Raw genomic sequence first — 24,714 nt, forward strand, 5'->3', positions numbered from 1 at the left:
TCGCAACAAGTTGGAATGAGAATATTCCCGCCCCTCAACTCCGGGTTTCGTCCGATGTTGGACCTGCTGGTTCAAGTCTAGGATCGAAGGCGTGTCGATCGGAGCGTGAGCACCCAGGAGGTTCGCATGACCGTCTACGACAGCCGCGACGATCTCAACACGCTGGGTGCCCCACCGCTATGGGCTTGCGCTCTCCTCGGAATTGTCCTGATCGCCGCCGGCCTCCTCGCCCTCGGCGATCTCGCCTTCGCCACGATCATCAGTGTCAAGTTCATTGGGCTCACCGCAATCGCTGCCGGCGCCTTCGAGATCGCGCATGCGTTCTGGACAAAGGGTTGGGGCAGTTTCCTGTGGCGGATCATTCTCGGTGCGCTCTACCTCGCATTCGGCCTGATCCTTCTCACCCAGCCGGTGTCGGGTGCACTGATCCTGACCTATTTCCTCGGCGCGCTGCTATTCGCATCCGGCGTCGTTCGATGCGTGCTGAGTTTCGCCTATTGGCGACAGAACGGCTGGATGATGCTGATCTCTGGCGTCTTCGCCATGGCCGCCGGCGTGCTCATCCTGTTTGGCTTCCCGGATATTAGCGTCTGGGCGCTCGGCTTCCTGCTCGGCGTCGACCTGATCTCACACGGCCTCGCATGGCTGCTCTACGCCCTGCAATCGCTGCGATCGACTGCGTGACAGAGGAGGACGACACATGGTTGGTTCCAGCCGCCGAGCCTTCCTAGGCTTTGCAACGAGCGCCCTTGCCGCTGCCGCGCTCGGCGCCACCCGCGTTCGCTTGATCGACGTTGCCGAAGCGCTGCCGATCGATCCAGATCCGCGACGCGCCACCACGTCATCAGAACTGATCAAGACGCAGTGGGGACCGCCTCCGCGACCCGGCTGGGGCCCTCCACCGCGCCGTCGCCGGCACCGGCGCTGGGTCTGCTGGTGGCATCGCGGCCGGCGCCGCTGCGGATGGCGTTGGGTCTAGGCGGGTCTCCGAAGCCTTGCGAAGCTGATGGAGGTAACGATGCGCGACAGGAACCAATGGGCGATCGCCGCCTTGCTGGCCGGTCTGCTGGTCGGGGCGAGCTGGTTTTGCGTGTCGGTCTGGCGATCGACGCCGATGCCCCTCTATGGAAACGTCATCCTGACCGGAGCCGTGATTCTCATCCTGATCTTAGGCTGCGGCCTGATCGCGCTGATGTTCTACAGCCATCGCAAAGGTTACGACGAACCAGCCCGCAGCAACAGGACGCAGCGCGAGTAATGCAGTCCGCCAGACGCCGAACGAAGTGACGTCGGCGTTCGGAGCTCTGGAACACGGAGCGGACCATGAACCTTGCTGACGTCGCGACCAGATTACTGGCGGCAGGATTGGTTACGGTCTCGATCGGCGGGACTGTCCGGACCCAGCCGACGCCTTCCACGCCTGCCGTCGGCGTTGTGGAGGCAACGCGCCGGCTGATCACCGAAAGCAACGAGTTCCTCGGCCGAGTTGAGGCGGTCAACCGGGTCAACGTGACGGCCCGTGTCACCGCCGCTCTGGAGCAGCGGCTGTTCAACGAGGGTGCCGAGATCAAAAAGGGCGACCAGCTCTATCGGCTGGAGCGCGGCCCATTCGAGGCCGATCTCGCAGCCAAGCAGGCGCAGGTGGCGCAACTCGAGGCGATGCTGGAAAACGCCAGGCTGACGACGGAGCGCGCGCACACCCTTCTCGGCGGGCCGGCCGGGCAGCAATCGACCTATGACGCCGCGCTCGCCACCCAGCGCAGCTTACAGGCCCAGGCCCAGGCTGCCCAGGCGCAGGTCCAGGCCTCGCAGATCAATCTCGACTACACCGTCATCAATGCTCCGATCGACGGCAAGATCGGTCGCACGGCGGTAACCGAAGGCAACATCGTCGGGCCCTCCTCCGGCGTGCTGACCACGATCGTCAGCCAGGACCCGATGCACGTCACGTTCCCGGTGCCGCTGCGAGAGGGGCTCGAGCTGCGCGAGCGGTACCTCCCACAAGGCGGCCTCGAGGCGGTGACGATCAGACTGCGGCTGCCCGATGGCCGTATGTACGGTCAGTCCGGCAAACTGAACTTCGTCGACAACAGCATCGCCCAGAACACCGACACGATCACGGTCCGCGGCGAGATTGCCAACCCGATCTTGCGCGCCCCGTCTGCCGCAGGCGTGACCGCGCACGAGCTGACCGACGGCGAATTCGTCACCGTTCTGCTCGAAGGCGTCCAGCCGATCGAAGTACTTGCGATCCCACGCGCGGCGGTGTTGTCCGACCAGCGTGGCGACTATGTTCTCGTCGTCGGCAAGGACAATAAGGCAGAGGAGCGGCGCGTTCAGCTCGGACAATCGACCGCAACAATTGCCGCCGTCATCGGCGGGCTTGCTGCCGGCGACAGGGTGATCGCCGAAGGGTTGCAGCGGGTTCGCGCGGGTCAGACCGTCGCTCCGGATACAGCAAGCGCACTCCTGCGGTCGAGCATGGACGGCGTAGCGAGCGAGGCGCCACCGCGGAGCGGCCGCGGCACTCCGATCCGGCCCCACGCCGCGGACCGCACTCCATGATATCGGGCGTCTTCGTCGATCGGCCGCGCCTTGCGATAGTGATCGCACTTCTCATCACCATTGCCGGCGCGTTGGCACTCACGCAAATTCCCGTGGCGCAATTTCCGGATATCGTGCCGCCGCAGGTTACCGTCTCCGCGACCTTCCCAGGCGCGTCCGCCGAGGTCGTGGAAAGCAGCGTCGCCCAGCCTCTCGAAGCGCAGGTGATCGGCGTCGACCGCGCGCTCTACATGAAATCAACCAGCGGCAATGACGGCAGCTACACGCTCACCATTTCTTTCGCGCATGGCACCAATGCCGACATCAACACGGTCAACGTCAATAATCGCGTGCAGAGCGCGCTGTCGCAGTTGCCGACGGAGGTGCAGCAGCAAGGCGTGAGGGTGCAGAAGCGATCCTCGTCGATCCTGCAATTCCTCGTGCTCTACAGCGCCGACGGCCAGCAGGATCCCCTCTTCATCACCAATTACGCCATCATCAACGTGCTGGACGCGATCGCGAGCACGCCGGGCGTCGGCCAAGCGAACCTGTTCGCAAAGATGAACTATTCGATGCGAATCTGGTTCGATTCGCAGCGGCTCACCAGCCTCAGCTTGACCCCCTCGGACGTGATTGCCGCGATCCGCGCGCAGAGCGTCCAGGCTGCCGTCGGCCGCATCGGCGCGCGGCCGATCAGCGACGATCAACAGTTCCAATTCAACGTGCAGACCCTCGGCCGACTCGCCAGTGCCGATCAATTCGCCAACATCGTGCTGCGCGCAAATCCCGACGGATCCTCGCTGCTGGTGAAAGATGTCGCGCGCGTCGAGATCGGTGCGCAAAACGTCGACAGCGAGGCGCGGATCGACGGGCGCGCCGCCGTTCCGATCGCAGTCTACCTTGCGCCGGGAGCGAACGCGGTGACCACGGCGCGAGCGGTGGCCGAGACGATGCAACGGCTGTCAACGCGATTTCCGCCTGGACTGAGCTATCTCGTCCAATACGATTCCACGAGCTTCGTTCGGGACACGATCGCGGAGGTCTTGCGGACACTGGCCGAAGCCTTCGTCCTCGTGATGCTGGTGGTCTATATCTTCCTCGGTAGTCTCCGTGCGACGGTGATCCCGGCCATCGCAGTACCGGTGAGCCTGATCGGCACGTTCGCAGTTCTGCTCGCGTTCGGCTATTCGGCCAATACGGTATCGCTGCTCGCGATGGTCCTCGCCATCGGCATCGTCGTCGACGATGCCATCGTCGTCGTGGAGAATGTCGAGCGCGTAATGGCGGCGGAACCAAGCCTGGCTCTGGCCGAGGCCACCAAGAAAGCCATGACCCAGATCACCGCGCCGATCATCGCGATCACTCTGGTGCTGCTCTCGGTCTTCGTGCCGATCGCGTTCATTCCCGGCATTTCGGGCACGTTGTTCCGTCAGTTCGCCGTGACGATCAGCGCCGCAATGTTGATTTCGGCGCTGAACGCCCTGACGCTATCCCCTGCACTGTGCGCGCTGCTGATGCGTCACGGCAGACGGCCCCGCGGCATCATCGGCCGTGTACTCGGCGGCATCGACTGGTTGCGCGAGCGCTACGGCAACGGCGTCCGCTACCTCGTGCGCCGGGCCGCCCTCTCGCTGCTGCTGGTTGCGGTATTCGCCGCCGGCATCTTCGGTGTCTCACTGCTAACCCCGACCGGCTTCCTGCCGGAGGAGGACCAGGGCGCCTTCTTCACCTCCGTACAACTGCCCGACGGCGCGTCGGTCGCGCGCACCAGCCAGGTTACGCGCCAGATCGAAGACGTCCTGAAACAGATGCCGGCCGTCGATCACGTGCTCGCGGTGATCGGCTTTTCACTGCTCGATGGCGTCTCCCAATCGAACAGCGCACTGGTGGTGGCGCGGCTCAAGCCATTTTCCGACCGGACGGCGGCCGCAGACTCGGCGCAGGCGCTAATCTCCAGGACATTCGCAGCCGGTGCCCAGGTACGACAAGCCAATGTGCTGCCGTTCAACCTGCCGCCGATCATCGGCCTCTCCACCGGCGGCGGATTCGAGTACCAGCTTCAAGCTCTGGAAGGACAGGGCCCAGCCGCGATTTCGAGCGTGACAAACGCCCTGATCGGCGCCGCCAACGCCGATTCGCGGCTCACGCGGGTGTTCTCGACCTTCACCGCGACCAATCCGTCGCTCTATCTCGACGTCGACCGGCGAAAGGCCCAAGCGCTGGGCGTCGCGGTCAATGACATCTTCATTGCGCTGCAGGCGACGCTCGGCGGCGTCTACGTCAACAACTTCAACCTGTTCGGACGCACCTGGCAGGTCAACGTTCAGGGTGACGCATCCGATCGCGCCCACGTCTCGGATATCTGGCGGATCTACGTGCGCAACAACAAAGGCGAGATGGTGCCGATGCGGGCGCTGGCCGACGTCATGGTCGTAACCGGGCCGCAGGCCATCACTCGCTACAACAATCATCGTTCCGTGACGGTGAACGGAAGCCCTGCGCCGGGGACCTCTTCGGGCACCGCGCTATCCGCGATGGCGCAGATCTCCGACACCGTGCTGCCGTCCGGCTACGACTTCGCCTGGACCGGCACCGCCTTTCAGGAGCAGGGAGCGGCAGGTCAGACCGGAATCGTGCTCGCGCTGGCCGTGATGTTCGCCTATCTGTTCCTGGTCGCACTTTACGAGAGCACGGTGATCCCGATCCCGGTGCTGCTGTCGGTGGTCGTCGGTGTGCTCGGATCTTATCTCGGCATCATGACTGCGCGCCTCAATCTCGACCTCTATGGCCAGATCGGCCTCGTTGTGCTGATCGCTCTTGCCGCCAAGAACGGCATCCTGATCGTCGAGTTTGCGAGGGAACAGCGGGAGGCGGGTATCCCGATCTGTGAGGCCGCGGTTCAGGGTGCCCATATGCGTTTTCGTGCGGTCATGATGACGTCACTTGCATTCATCCTCGGCCTTCTGCCGCTGGTCATTGCGACCGGAGCTGCCGCGCTGAGCCGCAGAGCAGTGGGCACCGCTGTCTTCGCTGGTATGCTCGCAGCAAGCTCGATCGGGATCTTCCTGGTGCCGATGCTCTACGTCACCTTCCAGCGCATACGGGAGCGCGCGAAAGGCACAATCAAAAGCGGCTAAGAATGCCCGATCCTAACAAAAACATAGAACGTAACGAAAGAATGTCGTCTGGCTTAGATCAGCTACTTCGACGATTGAGGAGTACGCTGCCGGATTACGAGAGATTATTAGTAAGCTGCGCAGAAAATTGAACCAAGTTTACCCGGGTAGAGCTTTCATAGAGCGCTATTTCCACAGTTGGCACCCCGATTCCTGCTCCGCCGGTGTACAGAGAATCCCTAATGTACGGGACAGATGGCGTCTCTAAGCTGGCGGACTGGAAGGCTCGGGGACCCCGCTCAATCCGCGGGACGTACTTCCATGCGGGTCCTTTGGTGCAACGGAGCTCACATCAAGCGGAAGCTGGCGCAAGTCGAATGTAGCAGCATAGGGACCCGACCTTGCCACGAATGTTCTGAGCTCTCGCCAAATGGTCACGGCCCGATGGTTGTCGGTCGAGCGAATCGGAACGAACTCGTGTGCGGCGCGACAACTTCTGCCGGGCTCCGCGCCGCTGGCGAGAGAACACAACATGCTAGGAAGGAACACTGCAAATGCGGATAGCCGAGTGTGCCACGATCATTGTTGCGACGTGCACCTTTCTCACGCCGGCAGAGCCGCAAGAGCGGATTGCAGTCACCGTCTTCGAGAACGTGCGCATCTTTGACGGGAAGAGCCAGACGCTTTCCGTCCCATCGAATGTCGTCATCCGCGGAAACATCATCGAGCGGATCGTGACCGCGCCCATTCCAACCGATCGTCGCGTGGACGCCCGCGTCATACAAGGCGGTGGACGCGTGCTGATGCCCGGGCTCAGCGACATGCATTGGCACGCGATGATGGTCCGTCCGACACCCGCGCAGATGCTGTCGAGCGACCTCGGATATACGACGCTGCTGGCGAGCGCGGAAGCGACAGCGACACTGATGCGCGGATTCACGACAGTCAGGGACATGGGCGGCCCCACCTTCTCACTCAAACGCGCGATCGATGAAGGTCTCGTCCCGGGTCCTCGCATCTATCCATCGGGAGCCGTCATCACGGTCACCGGCGGCCATGGAGACTTCCGCGAGCTTTGGGAGCTGCCGCAAAGTCAGGGCGGAACAAGCCGCGTCGAACAGCTCGGCGGAAGCATCATCGCGGATGATCCCGACGAGGTCCGCAAGCGCGTGCGCGAACAGCTCATGCAGGGCGCGTCCCAGGTCAAGCTGACGGCAGGGGGAGGCGTCGCCTCGCCTTTCAGCCCACTTGATGTGACCACATTCAGCGAAGCGGACTTGCGCGCGGCCGTCGAAACCGCCACCGATTGGGGGACGTATGTTGCAACACACGCATATACACCGAGCGCAATTCGACGTTCCATCGCCGCGGGCGTCAAAGTGATCGAGCATGGTCATCTCATGGATGAACCGACTGCACGCCTCATCGCCGAAAAGCAAATCTGGCTGAGCACTCAGCCGTTCGTAGACCTCGGCGGCGCAGCCATGCTCCCGCCCGCCCAACAGGCGCAGATGCGCCAGGTTGTTGCGGGAACGGACACCGTGTACGGGTTCGTCAAGAAGTTTGGGATCAAGACCGCCTTTGGGACAGATATCCTCTTCTCGAAGCCACTGGCCGAGCATCAGGGTCAGGGCATCGTAGACCTCACGCGGTGGTTCACGCCGGCGGAAGCGCTGACGATGGCGACCTCAACCAATGGAGAGCTGCTCGCGCTTTCCGGAGCGCGGAATCCTTATCCCGGCAGGATCGGAGTAGTCGAGGAAGGCGCATTGGCCGATCTCCTGCTCGTCGATGGCAATCCGCTGGAAGACATTCGCCTCATCGAGGACCCCGCAAATAAGCTTGTCGTCATCATGAAGGACGGGATCATCTACAAAGACACCAATCCCAAGTGACCTATTCTCACGGCTGCCCCTGTGACCGATAGTGATTGCCCCTCACCCTGCCTGACGGACGTCAAACCGGATATTTCGACAACCAGCGCAGACCTTTCGCTTGGGTAAGCCAAGATGTGATGGACTCCATGGGCCTGACCGACTTCATGAGCTCCGAGTCCACGAAGTGGGCCGGGATCATCAAGAAGATCGGCATCGAGCCGATGTAGCGATGCTTGACGAAGACCTTTCGTTCCAATCCGCTTGGCGCCTCCAACCTGACCGCATCATGATCTAGATGCTGCGCGGTTGCGTTCCTCTGCATGCCGGCCTCGCAATACGCGACCGGCACCGTCGTCGCCATCGATGGCGGCTTTCTGGCAGGATAGTCAGCCGTCTCCGATCGGCCGCAGATCGTGCCAGAGTTGAAGATGCGGAAGCTCGACAAGGATGCCGTGCGTGGTCCTCTCGCCGCCCTAGGAGTGAGCAGGCCCGGACGGCGCCACATCCAAGCGGACCGCGATCCCGTCCAGATCCGGGGTCGGCGCTGGATAATGCATCATGACCAGCGGATCGTGACCTGGAACGATGTGGTCCGCATCCGGCGCTGCGGCGCGCAGCTTGTCGAACCCCACCAGCATGTCGCCGACATGAAACGCCGTCGTAAAGGGACGCTCGCTGGTCAGGTTTTCGTAGAAATGACTGACGTCGGAAGCGAGCACGACCGGACCGCGGCGCGTGTTGGCCCGGACGAATTGAAGCCCGGCGGAATGTCCCCCCGCCGCATGGACCGTCAGCCCGGGAGCGATCTCAGCATCGCCATCGTAGAACAGGACTCGGCGCGCATAGTTCAGCCGCACGATGCCGCAAACGTCCTCGACCTCGAAAGAATGCGACAACCTCGGATATTGCATGTAGCGGCCGGTGGCGTAGGCAAGCTCGCGCTCCTGGAGATGAAATCGTGCGTTCGGAAAGCGGTCGAAATTGCCGGCATGGTCGTAGTGCAGATGTGTGAGGATCACGTCCTTTATCTCGGCCGGCTCGATATCGAACGCCACAAGAGTCTCCACCGGGCAGCGCAAGAATGTCCGCCTGCGCTGCTTCGCAATTTCGGCGTTGAATCCGGTATCGATGACGAAGGTGCGCCCACCTCCCCGCGCCAGCCACATGAAATAGTCCATCGGCATCGGCCCGTCATGCGGATCGCCGCCGATGAAGTGGTCGCTCCGCTGCGCATCCCGCGTTGCGTAGCGGATGGCGAAGAGTTCGTAGATCGGGTCAGCCATGGATTTGCTCAGGAGCCGGCCGCGTCGACCTCGTTGAAGGCCTCGCGCGCATTGCGGAAGGCGTCGATGCCGGCGGGCACGCCGCAATAGACCGCGACCTGGAGCAGGATCTCCTTGATCTCCTCCTTGGTCAGCCCGTTCTTCAACGCGCCCTTCACGTGCAGCTTCAGCTCGTGCGGCCGGTTCAGTGCGCCGAGCATCGCCAAATTGACGATCGAGCGCGTGCGACGGTCGACGCCGGGTCGCGTCCACAGCGCGCCCCAGCAGAATTCGGTGGACCATTCCGCCATCGTGCGCGTGAACTCGTCGGCACCGGCGATCGATTTGTTGACGTAGTCCTCGCCGAGCACCTCCTTGCGGACTTTGAGGCCCTTTTCGAACAGTTCGGTCTTGGTCATGATCGTCCCTTTCAGGTCTTGCGAGAGTCTAGATGGAAGTTGTTCGGCGCATCGCCGAGGGCGGCCGCAACGATCGCAGCAGTTCGGCGACGTCAGCCACCGCATCGAGACGCCAGACGGCGTCGATGACACCGTCCGCGTCCCAATTGCTCTGGCCCGTTCGCACGCTTTCGCGCAGCTTGGCCTCGAGATCGCGATCTTCAAGCGGCGCTGCCCGGCTGCCGCGCGGCGAGATGACGGTCTCGGTGAAAACCTCGCCGGACGACAGGCGCACGGTCGCGCGTGCCGCACCATCCGGCATCCCGTCATCCCACTCCGCCCTCACCTTCTGCCGCAGCTGCACAATATCGGGCCGGACGACCGTCTCGCGTGCAAACTCGGCGACGCCGGCTCTGCCGAGCAGCAATCCGCACGCCACGCAATGATGGATGCTGACGCGCGCATCGCGCTCGTTGTTGACGGGGCGGTCGCCGCGCGCAAGCAGCAGCGTCGAGCCTTGAACGGTCACGGTGTCAATCTGGTCGAATCGCCGACCGATCCGCTCCCGCAACTGAAGGCAGGCATCAATGACCGCATGAAAAACGATGCCGGCGGGGTAGGGCTTGTAGGTGTTCCTGGCGATCTCAAAGGTCTTGCCGAGACCATCAAGCAAGCGGGCAATATCCGGCTCGTCACCCATGGTGCGTGCCCAACCGAGCGGGCCTTCAATGGCGTGGGGGGCTGCCTCATAACCCTGCTCTGCAAGCAGCGCCGCAAACAAGCCGTTGCGCGCCGCGTTGCCGACGCTGACATTCTTCGCGGCACTGGGCAGGTTCTCGACATTGCCGGCCGACTGGCTCGCCGCGAGCCCGATGGCATTCGCAATGCCCTCCGCGGGCAGCCCCAATAGTTTGGCGCAAGCCGCCGCGGCGCCAAAGATCCCGCAGGTCGAGGTGATGTGCCAGCCGCGCGCATAATGGCGCGGCGAAACGGCGGCGCCGATGCGGCATTCGACGTCCACACCGAGGATGAACGCCGTCAACAATTCGTGTCCAGACAGTTTATGCGTCTCCGCGAGTGCGAGGACTGGAGCTGCGACCGGTGCCGCCGGATGAATGATCGTCTCGGGATGGGTGTCATCGAAATCGAGCAGATTGACCGAGATGGCGTTGAGAAACGATGCGCACATCGCGTCCATCGGCTGCGAATGACCGATGACCGTCGCGGTCGCGGCGCCGCTGAACGGCGACAGGGTTCGCATCGCCGCCATCACCACCGGATCGCGTGCGGAGCCGAGTGCCGTGGCGAAGAAATTCAGAATCGAGCGCCGCGCCTCGCCGCTCTGCGCCTCCACGTCCGCCCACGACGTCGCCGCGACGAAATCGGCGAGCGTCCTGCTCACGCTGGGAATTGGGTCTTGCGGCACGCGGGGCGTCTTCCTCGTTTTTCGGACCTTATGCCGATCCGCGGCAAACTGTCGACCCCAAATGTTATGCTTGACAGCTTGTCTGACAATCATAACAATCCGGCGCGCTGGCACGGGAACCCGCCGCCGCAACGACGGCGGTCGTCAGGGCCGGCCGGCGAACTGACAACGACAAGATCAAGACGGCGCGCCCCGCGTGGGATCGCGCGACAGGGAGTGAACGATGGCGGGAGAGACGCTCGGTGTGATCGGAACGGGCCGCATGGGCGGCCCCATGGCGGCGCGGTTGATGGACGCGGGCTATTCGCTCGTCGTCTACGACACGCAGACCGACGCGACGCAGCCGCTGGTCAAGCGCGGCGCCTTGGTCGGCAAGTCGCCGGCCGACGTCGCCTCGCGCGCCGACATCGTGCTCGCCAGTCTGCCGACGCCCGACATCGTCAAGGGCGTCACTCTCGGCGAGGACGGCATCAGCAGCGGCAACCGCGCCAAGATCGTCGTTGATCTCTCGACCTCTGGTCCCGGCGCGGCGAAGCTCGTTGCGGAAGGGCTGAAAGCCAAAGGCATGACGCTGGTCGATGCGCCCGTCAGCGGCGGCATCAAGGGCGCCGTGAACGGCACGCTCGCCGTTATGGTATCGTGCCCGCAAGCGACTTACGACATCGTGCAGCCGATCCTGAAGAATTTCGGCAAGCTGTTCTACACCGGCGACAAGCCCGGCGTGGCGCAGACCGCCAAGCTCGCCAACAATCTGATGGCGGCGGCGGCACTGGTGATCACGTCGGAAGCGGTCGCCATGGGCGTCAAGGGCGGCGTCAACGCCAAGGTGCTGATCGATATCATCAACGCCAGCAGCGGCCGCAACAGCGCCTCCGAAGACAAATTTCCCCGTTCGGTGCTGCCGGGCACGTTCGATTTCGGATTCGCCACCGGCCTTTCCTACAAGGACGTCCGTCTCTGCGTGGACGAGGCCGAGGCCATGGGCGTGCCGATGGTCTGCGGCGCAGTGGTACGGCAGATGCTGGCGATCACCAACGCCAAATACGGCCCGTCGTCCGATTTCACCTCGATCGCCAAGGTGCTCGAGGAGTGGGCCGGGGTCGAGATGCGCGGCTGAGCGCAAGAGCCTTTGGGAGAAACACTTGCGATGACGAACAGCCCGACCGGATCAGGCAAGGTATCGCTCGCGCGCCAGATGGCGCGGAGCGCACTTGCCGTTGATCTCGGAGATTTCGGGCCTGAAGTGGTCGCCAAGGCCAAGCTCTGCCTGCTCGACTTCCTGTCCTGCGCCTTCGAGGCGGGCCATCATCCCTGGAGTCGTCAGGCAATCGCGATCGCACAAGGTGGCGGCAGCGCAACCATCGTCGGAATGTCGCGACTCTCCTTGCCGGCCGATGCCGCCTTCGCCAATGCCGTGATGGGGCACGGACTCGTGCGGGAAGACATGCATGCCGCCAGCATTGCGCACCACGGCGTGGTGATCTGGCCGACATTGCTCGCGCTGTCCGAACAGTCGCAGCTGCACGGCTCAAGGCTGCTCGCAGCCGCGATAATCGGCTATGAGACCGGCGCGCGGATCGGCCGCGCGTTGCTGACCTCCGATCTCGCCCGGCTCTATCGTCCGACCGGCCTCGTGGCCCCTCTGGGCGCGGCGCTCGCCGGAAGTTTCGCGCTCAACCTGTCCGAAGACGCAGCGACCAGCGCCATCGCGATCGCAGCCAACACGTCCAGCGGTCTCAACGAGTGGCCGCATGCAGGCGGCTCCGACATGTATTTTCATCCGGGCTTCGCCGCCAGCAATGCGATCAAGGCAATCGGCCTCGCCGCAGCCGGCGCTTTCGGCTCCGAAACGATCCTCGAAGGCGAAGCGGGCCTGTTCGCCGCCTATCGTCGCCAGGCCGCGCCCGACAGCATCGCGCTGTTCCCGAATGGCGAATGCGAGATCATGGCGGTCTACAACAAGCCGGTCCCGGCCTGCAATTTCGCGCAGACCGCCGCGCAAGCGGCCCTTCGCGTCTCGCACGAACTCGCCGGCACCGAGGAGATCGACCGCGTCGTCATTCGCGCTCCCGATGCCGCCGTGCGCTATCCTGGGTGCGCCTCCACCGGCCCGTATCGGAACGCGCTCCAGGCCAAGATGAGCATTCCCTTCAGCGTCGCGGCCACCCTCGTGAGGGGCGAGATCGAGGAAGGCAACTACGCCGAACTCGATGATGTCGATATCATCCGCCTGGTTGCGATCACGAAGCTTGAGCCGGATGTCGGCTTCACCACCGCTTTCCCCGACAAGCAGGGCGCGGATGTGACCGTGCATCTGCAGAGCGGCCGGACGATCCGGCACGCGCTACCCGACGTCATCGCCGCAACGCCTTCAGATATTCGCACGCGCTTTCGCACGGCCGCTCAGGGAGTCCTCGGTGAGGACCGCACGTGCCAGTTGGAGCAACTCATCGAGAGCTGCGAACGGCTCGGCAACGCCGGCGATATCGCAGCACTATGCCGCCTGGACACGGCGGAACGGGTTTTACGATCGGCATCATAAGAAGTGCCGGAGCGTACGGGGGAAACATGGTCGACTTCGAGACCCGCTTAGGTTCGTCAGCCGCGCGGAGGCGAAGCTGATGGAAGGATTTTTGCAAGCGCTCGCCGCGGGCCTTCTGATCGGCGCCGTCTACGGCCTGATGTGCGTCGGGCTCGGCCTGATCTTCGGCGTCATGCGCGTCATCAACTTCGCCCATGGCGATTTCATGATGCTCGGCATGTACACTGCCTTCTATCTGTTCACCGCCGCCGGCGTTCAGTCGTTCTTCGGCAACGCGGTCGGACCGTTCGTCTCCATCCTGCTGGCCGGCCCCGTGCTTGCCGTATTCGGCTACTTCGTCCACCGGGCACTGATCTCGCACGTCTCGGGGACGCGCACCGCCTCGCTCGAAGGCGAGGGACACTACGCCCAGCTGATCCTCACGCTGGGCATCGCGCTGATCCTGCAGAACGGCGGCCTCATCGTGTTCGGCTCGGTGCTGGCCTCGATCCGCACGCCGCTGTCGAGCTCGGCCTGGGAGCTCGGCCCCTTCTTCGACATGAGCATCTTTCTCAACAAGGCGCGCAGCATCGACATGATCGTTTCGCTGATCATGATGATCCTGCTTTCGCTGCTGATCACGCGCACGCGGATCGGCAAATCGCTTCGCGCCGCCGCGGATAATCCGACCGCCGCGACCTATATGGGCATCGACGTCGACCGCGCGCACCGAACCGCCTTCGCGCTCGGCTGCGGCATCACGGCGATCGCCGGCGGCCTCCTCGCTACGAACTATCCGTTCCACCCGTTCGTCGGCCTCGAATACGTCATCGTCATGTATGCGGGCGTCGTGCTCGGCGGCATGGGCAGCATCATCGGCGCGTTCTGGGGCGGCATGACGATCGGGCTCGTGCAGCAGATGTCGACGCTGATCCTGCCGACGCAGCTGCAGAACGCCGCGATCTTCGCCGTCTTCCTCCTCATCATCTTCTTTCGACCGCAAGGCTTCTTCGGGCGGATGGTGGAGAGGACGTGATCATGCTCCGGATGCGCTCCTTTCTTCCTCCCCTGCTCTTCACCATCGCCTATGCCGCGCTGTCGCTCGGCGTCACCAATTCCTACTACCAGCTGATCCTGACGCTGGTGCCGGTGTGGGCGGTGTTCGGCCTGTCCTGGAACCTGCTCAGCGGCTACACCGGACTGATCTCGTTCGGCCATGCCGCCTTCTTCGGCATTGGCGCCTATGCCACCGCGCTTGGCCAGATCTATTTCGACATATCGCCCTGGCTGCTGATCCCCATCGCCGCCGTGCTCGGCGGCATCGCCGGGCTGCTGATCGGATTTCCCACCTTCCGCCTCCAGGGCCACTATTTCGCCCTGGCGATGCTCGCCTACCCGCTTGCCATCCTCTACGTGTTCGAGTGGCTCGGCTTCCAGGAGGTGACGCTTCCGATCAAGCGCGAAGCGCCGATCGCCTACATGCAATTCGCCGATCCGCGCATCTACACGCTGCTGGGACTCGCAATCATGCTTGCCACCATCGTGCTGACGCAATTCATCGAGCGCTCCCGCTTCGGCATGGCACTGCTCGCGATCAAGCAGAACGAGGCCGCCGCCGAGGCGGCCGGGATCAATACGCTCGCCTGGAAGCTGCGCGCGATCACGCTGAGCGGGGCCATTGCCGCGGCGATCGGCGGCTTTTACGCGCAGGTGTTGTTGGTCGTGACGCCGCAATCGGTGTTCGGCATGCTGGTGTCGGCCCAGGCGCTGACGGTCGCGATGTTCGGCGGCGTCGGCACGGTCTGGGGGCCGGTGATCGGCTCGGTGATCCTGATCCCGCTCGCCGAGATACTGCATGCCGAAGCCGGCGCGCGCTTCCCCGGCATCCAGGGCGTGATCTTCGGCTTCGCCATCGTCTGCGTCATCCTGCTGGCACCGGAAGGCCTGTTCTGGAAGCTGCGCGATCTCCTGCGCAAACGGATCGCGCCTAAGGCGGCTGCCTCCGACCTGCCTGAAACATCGGCTGCCAACGTCACCACGCTGAAGCCCGCACCGCGACAGCGGGCTGCCACCGGGGAAGTCATGCTCGAAGTCAAGAACCTGTCGCGGTCCTTCGGCGGCCTCAAGGCGGTGCAGGATGTCAGCTTCAAGCTGCACCAGAACGAGATCCTCGGCATCATCGGCCCCAATGGCGCCGGCAAGACCACGCTGTTCAATCTCCTCAACGGCTTCCTGAAACCGAGCGAGGGCGAGGTCTTGATCGATGGCCGCAACATGTCCGGCCAACGGCCGCACGTGATCTGCGAGGCCGGCATCGGCCGCACCTTCCAGGTGATGCGACCATTCCTGCGCATGTCGATCCTCGACAATGTCGTGGTCGGTGCCTATGTGCGCGCGCGGTCCGACGACGAAGCCCGCAAGCTTGCCGCCGATGCAGTTGCCCGTGTCGGGCTCTCTGCCGTCGCCGACCGTGTCGCCGGCGAGCTTTCGACCAAGGAGCTGCGGCTGATGGAGCTTGCCCGCGCGATCGCCGGCCAGCCACGCATCCTGCTGCTCGACGAGACCCTCGCGGGCCTCGGCCACGGCGAGGCGGACGAGGTCGTCGCCGTGATCCAGCAGCTCGCGCGCGACGGCATGACCATCGCGATCATCGAGCACACGATGCAGGCGATGGTTCGGCTGGTCGACAGGTTCGTCGTACTCGACCACGGCGCCGTCATCACCGAAGGCCTGCCGGAAGTGGTGACGCGCGACAACCGGGTGATCGAGGCCTATCTGGGCAAGAAATGGGTGGGCCATGCTGCGAATTGAGGGATTGAGCGCGGGCTATTCCGCCAAACCCGTGCTGAACGACATCTCGATCAATGTCGGCGCCGGCCAGTTCGTCGCGATCGTCGGACCCAACGGCGCCGGCAAGACCACGCTGTTCAAGACCATCTCCGGCATCGTCAAGCCGAGCGGCGGGGCCATCACCTTCGACGGCGTCGACCTCCTCGCAGTGCCGCCGCCGCAGCGCGCCCATCTCGGCATCGCCCACGTCCCCGAGGGCCGCCAGGTCTTCCCTTCACTGACCGTGATGGAGAATCTGGAGATGGGTGCGATGACGGAGAGCGGTCGACGCGACTGGCAGAGCAACATCGAGCGCATCTTCGAATGGCTGCCGGTGCTGAAGGAGCGTCGCAGCCAGTTCGCGGGCACGATGTCAGGCGGCCAGCAGCAGATGCTCGCGATCGGCCGCGGCCTCGCCTCCTCGCCGAAACTCTTGATGCTGGACGAACCCTCGATGGGGCTTGCGCCCTCAACCGCCGACTTCATCTTCGATCGGCTGATCGAGATTCGCCGCCAGTCCGGGCTGACCATGCTGCTGGTCGAGCAGCGCGTGGCGGAAGCGCTGGAATCCGCGGACCACGGCTACGTCCTCGAAGCCGGCCATGTCGTGCTCGAAGGCAACAACGACACGCTGCGCGCCGACGACCGCGTGCGCAAGGCCTATCTCGGCATGTGACGACGATAAAAAGAGACCAGGGAGCAAACAAAATGAACAAGACATCGAAGGGACTCTCGCGACGGACCGTGCTGTCCGGCGCCGCCGCCGTGGGCCTTGCCGGCGTGGCACGCGCGCAGACACCGGCCGAGATCAAGGTCGGACTGATCGTGCCGTTGTCGGGTATCTACACCCGCCCCGGCCAGGTGATGAAGATGGGCGCCGAGATGGGTATCGAGCACATCAACGCGCAGGGCGGCATCAAGGCGCTCGGCGGCGCCAAGCTGAAGCTCGTCGTGATCGATTGCGGCGACACCACCGAGAAGGCCAAGAACGCGGCGCAACGCATGGTGGCGCAGGAGCCGGATCTCGTCGCGGCCACCGGCGCCTATCTGTCGTCCTTCACGCTGGCGGTCACCGAGGTGACCGAGCGTGCCGAGCTGCCGGTGCTGACGCTGTCCTATTCGGACCTTCTGACCGACCGCGGCTTCAAATACATCTTCCAGACCGCCGCGACCGCGAGCCGCCAGTCCGAGCTCGGCTTGCCGACTCTGATGAAGCTCGCGGAGAACGCCTCGGGCAAGAAGCCGAAGACGGTCGCGATGCTGATGGACAACACTGCGACTTCGGTTGCCACGGCCAAGGCGCTGAAGGAGAAGCTGTTCGCGCAGGAAGGCCTCCAGCTCGTCGTCGAGGAAGTCTGGACCCCGCCGCTGTCGGATGCGACGCCGCTGATCCAGAAAGTCCGCTCGGCCAAGCCCGATCTGCTGCTGTTCATGCCGAACGCGGTGTCGGACGCCAAGCTGGGGCTCGAGAAGATCAGCGAGTTCGGCCTTGGCCAGGGCAAGATCCCGACCGTGTCCTTCAGCATCACCATCGCCGAACCGGACATGCTGCAGAGCGTGAGCCCGGAGACAGTGCAGGGCATCATGACCATCGTCGCCAATTGGGGATCGAAAGGTCACGAGGCGCTGATCGCCGAGCTCAAGGCGAAATACAAGGAGCCCTGGATGACGCAGAACGTCATCTCGACCTATGGCGACATGTGGCTGATGAAGGAAGCCTTGGAAAAGGCCGGAAAGGCCGACCGCAATGCGGTCGCGCAGGCCTTCCGCACCATGGATGCCGGACCGTCGAAATACTATCCCGGCGGACAGCTCAAGTTCGACGAGAAGGGCCGCAGGGTCGGCGCCGGCGTCGTCATCGTGCAATGGCAATCGGGCGTGCCAGTCACCGTCTATCCGCCCGAGCTCGCGCAGGCGCAGCCGTTCTGGCCGAAGAAATAGCATCGCACGCTTTTCAGGGAGGAGGATTGTCATGAGAACAACGAGCAAGATCAGGATCACCCGTCGAACACTGCTTGCGGGCGCGTCGGGCATGCTGATCGCATCCCGTGCCTGGGCACAGCAGCCATCTGAGGTGAAAGTCGGCCTCTTGGTGCCGATCTCCGGCATCTACGCCCGTCCCGGCACGGTGATGCGTCAGGGCGCCGAGATGGCGGTCGAGCACATCAACGCGCAAGGCGGAGTCAAGGCGCTCGGCGGCGCCAAGCTGAAGCTCGTGGTGCTCGATTCCGGCGACACAACTGAGAAGGCCAAGAACGCCGCCCAGCGTATGGTGGCGCAGGAGAGCGACCTGGTCGCGGCAAGCGGCGCCTACCTGTCATCCTTCACGCTCGCGGTCACCGAGGTCACGGAACGCGCCAACTTGCCCGTCCTCACCCTCTCCTACTCCGACCTGATCACGGATCGCGGCTTCAAATACGTGTTCCAGACCTCGGCCACGGCAGCCTCACAGGCCCGTCAGGCCTTGCCGCAAATCATCAAGCTGGCCGAGACGGCATCGGGCAAGCGGCCGAAGACGGTCGCGATCCTCACCGACAACACGGCCGCGTCGATCGCCTCGGCGAAATCGATGCGCGAGGGCCTCTTGGCAGAGAACCAGCTGCAGCTGATCGTGGACGAGACCTTCACGCCGCCGCTGGCGGACGCGACGTCGCTGGTTCAGAAGATTCGCTCGGCCAAACCCGACCTGCTCTTCTTCCTGCCGACCGTGATCTCGGACGCCAAGCTGCTGCTCGAGAAGATGAACGAGTTCGGCCTCGGCCAGGGCAAGGTGCCGACCATCTCGTTCGGCATCGCCATCGCCGAGCCTGACATGCTGCAGACCGTGAGCCCGGAACTGCTCCAGGGAGTCCTGACCTGCGTCGCGAGCTGGGGCGCCAAGGGCCACGAGGCGCTGATCGCCGAGTTGAAGACCCGCTACAAGGAGCCGTGGATGACGCAGAACGCGATCTCCACCTATGGCGACATGTGGGTGATCAAGGACGCGCTGGAGAAGGCCGGCAAGGCCGACCGCGTCGCCGTCGGCGAAGCGCTGCGCACCATGGATGCGGGTCCCTCGAAATATTACCCGCTGGGCGAGATCAAGTTCGACCAGAAAGGCCGCCGCGTCGGCGCCGGCATGACCATCGTGCAGTGGCAATCCGGCGTGCCGGTGACGGTGTTCCCGCCCGAGCTCGCGCTGGCGAAGCCGTTCTGGCCCAAGAGCTAAGGTGAGAACCTGATACCGCTCGAAAGCGAAACGGAGAACAGAATGGACAAGGCGACCTACGACCGCGGCCTCGAAATCCGCAAGAGCGTGCTCGGCAGCGAGTTCGTCGACAAGGCGATCGCGTCCGCGGACGAGTTCAACCGCCCGATGCAGGATCTGACCACGGAGTATTGCTGGGGTTACGTCTGGGGCCGCGAAGGGCTGACGCGAAAGACTCGCAGCTTCCTCAATCTGGCGATGCTCTGCGCGCTCAACCGTCCGCACGAGCTGAAGACCCACGTCCGCGGCGCCCTCGCCAATGGCGCGACCAAAGAGGAGATCCGCGAGGTCTTCATGCAGGTCGCGATCTATTGCGGCGTGCCGGCCGGCGTGGACGCGTTCCGCAACGCGAAGGAAGTCTTCGCCGAGCTCGACAAGAAATAAGGGCGCGCGGGCTGCGATGAAGGGCAAATGGACACTCGTGACCGGCGCGACCGCAGGCCTTGGCCTCGCCATCGCGGAAGGCCTGGCCGGCGCGGGCTGCAACATTGTCCTGCACGACATCGTCGCGCCGAAGCAGCCCGCGGACGACCTCAGCGCCCGCTTCGGCGTCGAGGTCATCCCCGCCGCTGCCGATCTGTCCGGGCGCGACGACATCGAGAGCATGATGGTCGGCCTGCTCGACCGCTGCGGAGCCATCGACATCCTTGTCAACAACGCCGTTGTCAGGCATTTCTCGACGATCGAGCAGTTTCCACCCGATCGCTGGGACCAGGCGCTCGCTGTTAACCTGTCGGCGCCGTTCCACCTGATCCGCCTTGCGCTGCCCGCGATGAAGCAGCGCGGCTGGGGCCGGATCATCAATATCGGCTCGATCTATTCGAGCCGCGCGGTCGAAGATCGCATCGACTACGTCACGACCAAAGCGGCAATTCTGGGCATGACCCGCGCGGTGGCCATCGAGACCGCCCGCAGCGGAATCACCTGCAACGCGCTCTGCCCGGGTACGCTGCCGACGCCGGCGATCCTGAACAAGATCGCGACGATGGCAGCGAATAACGGACGCCCCGTCGATGACGTGACCCGCGAATATCTTGGCGAGCGCCAGCCGACGCAGCGCTTCGTCGAAATGGATGCGGTCGCCGCCATGGTCGTCTTTCTCTGCGGTACCGCGGCAAATGACATCACCGGCGCCAGCCTGCCCATCGACGGCGGCTGGTCAATCGCATGAGAGCATTGGAATGGGAGTGCTGAGATGACCGAACAACCAGGCCAGACCGTCGTCCTGACCGGCGCTGCCGGCGGCATGGGACGTGCCATCACCAAGGCGCTGCTGGACAGCGGCCGCCGCGTCGTGCTGGTCGATCGTGACGCCGAGGCGCTTCAGCAGCTGGCGGCCACCGTCGGCGACAGGGTGTTTCCGATTCAGCTCGACGTCAGCGATTCCCGGAACGTGGATAGTCTGCCGGAGGCCATCCCTGCTCATTTCAAGCCGGTCGAAATCCTCATCAACAATGCCGGGCATGACATCGGCGGCCGGACACGCTTCGACGCCGGCTCCGCCGACGACTGGTCCAACATCATCCAGACCAACCTGATTGGCCTGATGCGCGTCACCCGCGCGATCCTCCCCGACATGGTCAAGCGCAACGCCGGCCATATCGTCAACATCAGCTCCATCAACGCCGTCCGTATAATCCCGGATATGGCGGCCTACAGCACCAGCAAGGCAGGCGTGCACATGTTCACCGAGACCCTCCGGGGCGAGCTGGCGGACACCGCGATCCGGGTCACCGAGCTCCAGCCCGGCCTGACCAGGACCAACATCATCCTGACCCGCTACCGCGGCGACAAGCAGAAGGAAAAGGACTATTTCGACCAGTTCAGGATGGCGCTCGAGCCGGCCGACATCGCCCGCTCGATCGTGTTCGCCCTGGATCAGCCCGCCCACGTTCAAATTGCCGAAATGATGATTCTGCCTGTAAACCGGTATTGAATCATTCCAACCAAGGCCCGGACATGGAAAGACGCCGCGAATTGCAGTCGACACTCCGCATCGATGACGTACCGACCGTCCGAGCGATGGTGGCGCAAAAGCTGCGCGAGGCGATCATGTCCGGCACGCTGAAACCGGGCCAGCGCCTGGTCGAGCGCGAGCTTTGCGAGATGATGGGCGTCAGCCGCCCCTCGATCCGCGAAGCACTACGCGCCCTCGAGGCCGACGGGCTGGTCAATACGGTCCCTCACCGCGGCCCTGTGGTCTCCACGATCAGCCTGGAGGAGGCCCGGCAGCTCTACGCCGCCCGCGCGGTGCTCGAAGGCTTCGCCGGCCGTGAATGCGCCAGGCTTCACGACCCGGAAGTGGCTCGCCGGATCGGGGAAGCCCTGACCCGGCTGAAGGCAGCCGCAGCCAAGCAGGACCTCGTCGGATGCCTGGAAGCCAAGACCGACTTTTACGCCGCTCTGATCGGTGGCTGCCGCAACGCGTTTATCGAGCGCATGCTCAAGCCGCTGCACGACCGAATCCAGCTGTTGCGGATCACCTCGATGTCGCAGCCGAAGCGGATCAACAAGAGTTTGCGCGAGGTGACCGCGATCTGGCGCGCGATCCAGAACGGCGATGCGGACCTCGCCGAGCGCTGCTGCGTCGACCACATCAACGCGGCTGCGGTAGCCGCGCTCGACATGATCGAAAAATCGTCGGCAGCCAAGGAGGCGGCGCCTTCCGACGACTAAAACATTGCCGCCAGGGAGTGTTCGATGACGTATCTCGTACGATCGCTGATCCTGTTTGTCCTGCTCTATCCCTGCCGCGCAGCCATTGCGGAAGACTACCCCACCCGCCCGGTCACGATGATCGTGCCGTTCTCAGCTGGCGGTCCCGGCGACGTGATCGCACGCATCCTCGGCGGCGCGATGAGTGCGACGCTAAAACAGTCGATCGTGATCGAAAACGTCGTCGGCGCCGGCGGCACGCTCGGCACCAACCGTGTCGCCAAGGCGGCCGCCGACGGCTACACGCTGCTGCTGATGCATGTCGGCCAGGCCACCGCGCCGGCCCTCTACGCCAAGCTGCCGTTCGATCCGGTCGGCGATTTCGCCCCCATCGGGCTCGTCACCGACGTCCCGATGATCCTCGTGGCGCGGCCGAACTTTCCTGCCAAGGATCTCAACGAGCTCATCGCGCGGATCCGCAATGCCGGCGACAAGATCACCTTCGGCAATGTCGGTCTCGGCTCGGCCTCACAGCTCTGCGGTTTGATGTTCATGAGCACCACCGATACCAAGCTTACCCCGATCTACTACAAGGGCGGCGGCCCGGCGCTGAACGACGTCATCGCCGGCCACATCGACGTTTATTGCGACCCTGCAACCGGGCCGACGCCTTATATTCAGTCGAACACGATCAAGGGCTACGCGATCACGAGCAAGAAGCGGGTTGCAACGCTGCCGAACGTGCCGACCTCGGCCGAGGCCGGCCTTCCCGCGTTCGACGTGACGACCTGGTATGGCCTCTACGCCCCGCGCGGCACGCCGAAGCCCATAGTCGACCAACTCGTCGGCGCGCTGCAGACCGCGCTGAAGGATCCAGCCCTGATCAATCGGTTTGGTGAGCTCAGCATGTCCCCGGTTGAACCCGAACGCGCGACGCCGGAAGCCCTTGAAGCCTTTCTCAAGGCTGAGATCGGCAAATGGGGAAGGATTATCAAGGCAGCCGGCATCGAGCCGCAATAGGTTAGTTAGAGCGGATCGACCCCGTTGCTAACTGTAAAAGATGCCTCCGTCCACGTTGAGGGCTTGGCCGGTCACAAACGCAGAATCGTCAGACGCAAAGAACGCAACGGGCCCGACGACGTCCTCCGGCTGCCCGAGCCGGTGCAGGTCCGTGACCTTCTCGAAATAGGCGACACGCTCGGGATCGCGGAGATTGTTCATCCCCATCTCCGTCACGATGATGCCCGGGCATACGGCATTGACCGTGATGCCGTAGCCGCCGAACTCCATAGACGACACCCGGGTGAAGCCGACCACGGCCGACTTCGACGCGGCATAGTGGGACTGTCCCGGACCGCCCGTCCGTGCGGCGAGCGAGGCGATGTTGACGATCCGCCCGTATTTGCGCTCCTTCATATGTGGCACCACGGCCTGGGTCATCTGGAAGACGCCGCGCGTGTTGACGGCGAAGGTCTGATCCCATGTATCCGTCGTCAGCTCGTCGATGGTCGCCAGCCTGAGGATGCCCGCATTGTTGACGAGGACATCGACGTGCCCGAGACCCTGGACGGCTTCAGCCACCGCACGCCTGCAATCGCCGATATCGCTGACGTCGCCCAGCACCGGGATGCAGCGGCCGCCAAGCTTGCCGACCTCGGCGACGGTCTCGAGCAGAACCTTCTCCTGGGCCGCGATGTCGGTCAGCGCGAGATCGTAGCCTCGCCTTGCAAGCCCAATGGCTATTGCACGGCCAATGCCGCGGCTTGCTCCCGTCACGATCGCATGTCGGGCCATGTTGCGTTCTCCCCTGTTATTTCCAATGAATGTTGGTTCTTTACCGGCGTTGAAAAGATCAGGCGCGAGCCGGCTTGCGGACTGGCAAGGTGTTCATGGCCTTCACGGTTTCCTCGAAGGATACGAGATTGGCGCCCGAACCCAGCCCCGTCGCGACGATCGCGGCCGTCGCGGTCGCAAGCTTGGCGCAATCGAGCAGGTCCCAGTCGCGAGCCAGCCCCGCGATGAAGCCGCCCGTATAGGAATCGCCGCATCCCGACGTATCGCGAACGGCAACGTCGAACGCCGGCACCGTGAACTGGCGTCCGTCGCGGGTCATCACGAACGAGCCGTCGGCGCCGAGAGAGATGGCGCAGGCCCCCGCCCCCTTGTCGATGAAGAACCGCGCGCATGCGGCGGGATCGTCGGTTCCGACCATGGCACTGGTCTCGTCGATACTCGGCATGAAGAAGTCAACGTAAGGCAGCAGAGGCTCGACCAGCGCCAGCGTCTCACGCCGCGCCTGGATGAGATCGAGCGTCGTCGTGCAACCAGCGGCTTTCGCGTCCTGAAGCAATGCGACGGAAGGCGCTCCATCCATCGCAAGCAGAGAGCCGACCCCGCCGAGATGGAGAATTTTGCTCCGGCATGCGGCTACTTGCGTTTCGGGCGCGATCCGCCATCGGGCTGAGGCGCCCCTCGCATGCATGACCGGACGCGAGCCGTCGGGCCGGATCGGCAAAATCGTTGCAGAGGTTGGAGCGCCGGTCATTCGCTCCATCAGAGCGATATCGATGCCTTCGCGCTCCAGCGCGTTCAGCATCCAATCAGCCTTCTCGTCGGAGCCGACGGCACCAACCGCGAGCGCCCTCAAGCCGAGCCGCGCGCAAGGAACGACCGTTCCGCCGGCCGTGCCGGCGACCGCGAGCCGGATTTCCTCGATCAACAACCGGCCACCTCCGGGTGGGATCTCGGTAACGGGGACCCCGAGAATATCCAGGATGTAAGTGCCGCAGACGCTGACGTCGTGAGTGTAGGCCATGAGTTCTCGCAAGGCAGAGGATTA

Annotated in this window: 24 protein-coding genes; 18 read left to right on the forward strand and 6 right to left on the reverse strand. The window is 63.9% G+C overall.

Annotation, left to right across the window (positions count from 1 at the left end; all coding sequences use genetic code 11):
• The first annotated feature begins 126 nt into the window (after positions 1–126).
• The 6 genes from XF30_RS34105 (at position 127) to XF30_RS34130 (ending at position 7,555) form a co-directional block, all read left to right on the forward strand.
• The gene (locus XF30_RS34105; protein ID WP_036026649.1) at positions 127–684 is read left to right on the forward strand and encodes an HdeD family acid-resistance protein; all 558 of its coding nucleotides are present in this window, start codon (positions 127–129) and stop codon (positions 682–684) included.
• Between the two features lie 16 nt (positions 685–700).
• On the forward strand, positions 701–979 hold the full coding sequence (locus XF30_RS40230; RefSeq protein ID WP_109145131.1) for a twin-arginine translocation signal domain-containing protein: 279 nt from the start codon (positions 701–703) through the stop codon (positions 977–979).
• 39 nt (positions 980–1,018) lie between these two features.
• Positions 1,019–1,258 (forward strand): hypothetical protein, encoded by a 240-nt coding sequence (locus tag XF30_RS34115; RefSeq protein WP_063822473.1) that lies wholly within the window; start codon positions 1,019–1,021, stop codon positions 1,256–1,258.
• 65 nt (positions 1,259–1,323) lie between these two features.
• On the forward strand, positions 1,324–2,565 hold the full coding sequence (locus XF30_RS34120) for an efflux RND transporter periplasmic adaptor subunit (protein WP_109145132.1): 1,242 nt from the start codon (positions 1,324–1,326) through the stop codon (positions 2,563–2,565).
• Positions 2,562–5,681, forward strand: a complete 3,120-nt coding sequence (locus XF30_RS34125) for an efflux RND transporter permease subunit (RefSeq protein ID WP_109145133.1) — start codon at positions 2,562–2,564, stop codon at positions 5,679–5,681. The genes XF30_RS34120 and XF30_RS34125 overlap by 4 nt, the downstream gene beginning before the upstream one ends.
• A 533-nt stretch (positions 5,682–6,214) precedes the next feature.
• A complete protein-coding gene (locus XF30_RS34130; protein WP_109145134.1) occupies positions 6,215–7,555 on the forward strand; it encodes a metal-dependent hydrolase family protein in 1,341 nt (446 codons plus the stop codon).
• Positions 7,556–7,616: 61 nt separating this feature from the next.
• Here XF30_RS34130 and XF30_RS38725 read toward each other — a convergent pair whose 3' ends face one another.
• The 4 genes from XF30_RS38725 to XF30_RS34150 form a co-directional block, all read right to left on the reverse strand.
• Complete coding sequence (locus XF30_RS38725; protein WP_192893331.1) at positions 7,617–7,898, reverse strand: hypothetical protein; 282 nt, start codon at positions 7,896–7,898, stop codon at positions 7,617–7,619.
• A gap of 112 nt (positions 7,899–8,010) precedes the next feature.
• Complete coding sequence (locus tag XF30_RS34140) at positions 8,011–8,820, reverse strand: N-acyl homoserine lactonase family protein (protein WP_109145135.1); 810 nt, start codon at positions 8,818–8,820, stop codon at positions 8,011–8,013.
• A gap of 8 nt (positions 8,821–8,828) precedes the next feature.
• A complete protein-coding gene (locus XF30_RS34145) occupies positions 8,829–9,218 on the reverse strand; it encodes a carboxymuconolactone decarboxylase family protein (protein WP_036011521.1) in 390 nt (129 codons plus the stop codon).
• 28 nt (positions 9,219–9,246) lie between these two features.
• Complete coding sequence (locus XF30_RS34150; protein ID WP_244609073.1) at positions 9,247–10,599, reverse strand: MmgE/PrpD family protein; 1,353 nt, start codon at positions 10,597–10,599, stop codon at positions 9,247–9,249.
• A 247-nt stretch (positions 10,600–10,846) separates the two neighbouring features.
• On the opposite strand from XF30_RS34150, the gene XF30_RS34155 reads away from it, so the two are divergent.
• The 12 genes from XF30_RS34155 (at position 10,847) to XF30_RS34210 (ending at position 22,895) form a co-directional block, all read left to right on the forward strand.
• Positions 10,847–11,740, forward strand: a complete 894-nt coding sequence (locus XF30_RS34155) for an NAD(P)-dependent oxidoreductase (RefSeq protein WP_109145137.1) — start codon at positions 10,847–10,849, stop codon at positions 11,738–11,740.
• Positions 11,741–11,770: 30 nt separating this feature from the next.
• Positions 11,771–13,165 (forward strand): MmgE/PrpD family protein, encoded by a 1,395-nt coding sequence (locus tag XF30_RS34160; RefSeq protein WP_109145138.1) that lies wholly within the window; start codon positions 11,771–11,773, stop codon positions 13,163–13,165.
• 79 nt (positions 13,166–13,244) lie between these two features.
• On the forward strand, positions 13,245–14,180 hold the full coding sequence (locus XF30_RS34165) for a branched-chain amino acid ABC transporter permease (protein ID WP_036011532.1): 936 nt from the start codon (positions 13,245–13,247) through the stop codon (positions 14,178–14,180).
• 2 nt (positions 14,181–14,182) lie between these two features.
• A complete protein-coding gene (locus XF30_RS34170; protein WP_192893332.1) occupies positions 14,183–15,955 on the forward strand; it encodes a branched-chain amino acid ABC transporter ATP-binding protein/permease in 1,773 nt (590 codons plus the stop codon).
• Positions 15,942–16,649: an ABC transporter ATP-binding protein gene (locus XF30_RS34175; protein WP_036011537.1), complete on the forward strand. Its 708-nt coding sequence runs from the start codon at positions 15,942–15,944 to the stop codon at positions 16,647–16,649. The genes XF30_RS34170 and XF30_RS34175 overlap by 14 nt, the downstream gene beginning before the upstream one ends.
• A gap of 32 nt (positions 16,650–16,681) precedes the next feature.
• Positions 16,682–17,914 carry an ABC transporter substrate-binding protein gene (locus XF30_RS34180; protein ID WP_109145140.1) on the forward strand — a complete coding sequence of 411 codons (1,233 nt, stop codon included), beginning with the start codon at positions 16,682–16,684 and terminating at the stop codon, positions 17,912–17,914.
• Positions 17,915–17,945: 31 nt separating this feature from the next.
• Positions 17,946–19,181 (forward strand): ABC transporter substrate-binding protein, encoded by a 1,236-nt coding sequence (locus XF30_RS34185; RefSeq protein WP_109145141.1) that lies wholly within the window; start codon positions 17,946–17,948, stop codon positions 19,179–19,181.
• A gap of 42 nt (positions 19,182–19,223) precedes the next feature.
• Positions 19,224–19,604, forward strand: a complete 381-nt coding sequence (locus XF30_RS34190; protein ID WP_036011548.1) for a carboxymuconolactone decarboxylase family protein — start codon at positions 19,224–19,226, stop codon at positions 19,602–19,604.
• Between the two features lie 16 nt (positions 19,605–19,620).
• A complete protein-coding gene (locus XF30_RS34195) occupies positions 19,621–20,391 on the forward strand; it encodes an SDR family oxidoreductase (protein WP_109145142.1) in 771 nt (256 codons plus the stop codon).
• Between the two features lie 24 nt (positions 20,392–20,415).
• Positions 20,416–21,156: an SDR family oxidoreductase gene (locus XF30_RS34200; RefSeq protein WP_109145143.1), complete on the forward strand. Its 741-nt coding sequence runs from the start codon at positions 20,416–20,418 to the stop codon at positions 21,154–21,156.
• Positions 21,157–21,179: 23 nt separating this feature from the next.
• Complete coding sequence (locus XF30_RS34205; protein WP_050991723.1) at positions 21,180–21,896, forward strand: GntR family transcriptional regulator; 717 nt, start codon at positions 21,180–21,182, stop codon at positions 21,894–21,896.
• Positions 21,897–21,920: 24 nt separating this feature from the next.
• A complete protein-coding gene (locus XF30_RS34210) occupies positions 21,921–22,895 on the forward strand; it encodes a tripartite tricarboxylate transporter substrate-binding protein (protein WP_109145144.1) in 975 nt (324 codons plus the stop codon).
• A 27-nt stretch (positions 22,896–22,922) separates the two neighbouring features.
• Here XF30_RS34210 and XF30_RS34215 read toward each other — a convergent pair whose 3' ends face one another.
• Both XF30_RS34215 and XF30_RS34220 read right to left on the reverse strand, forming a co-directional pair.
• A complete protein-coding gene (locus XF30_RS34215) occupies positions 22,923–23,669 on the reverse strand; it encodes an SDR family NAD(P)-dependent oxidoreductase (RefSeq protein ID WP_036011561.1) in 747 nt (248 codons plus the stop codon).
• A gap of 58 nt (positions 23,670–23,727) precedes the next feature.
• Entirely contained in the window at positions 23,728–24,690 is a 963-nt protein-coding gene (locus XF30_RS34220) for a carbohydrate kinase family protein (RefSeq protein WP_109145145.1), read from the reverse strand.
• Positions 24,691–24,714 lie beyond the last annotated feature (24 nt).

This window comes from Bradyrhizobium sp. SUTN9-2, from assembly GCF_003122645.1.
In the GTDB taxonomy this organism is placed as follows: Bacteria; Pseudomonadota; Alphaproteobacteria; order Rhizobiales; family Xanthobacteraceae; genus Bradyrhizobium; species Bradyrhizobium yuanmingense.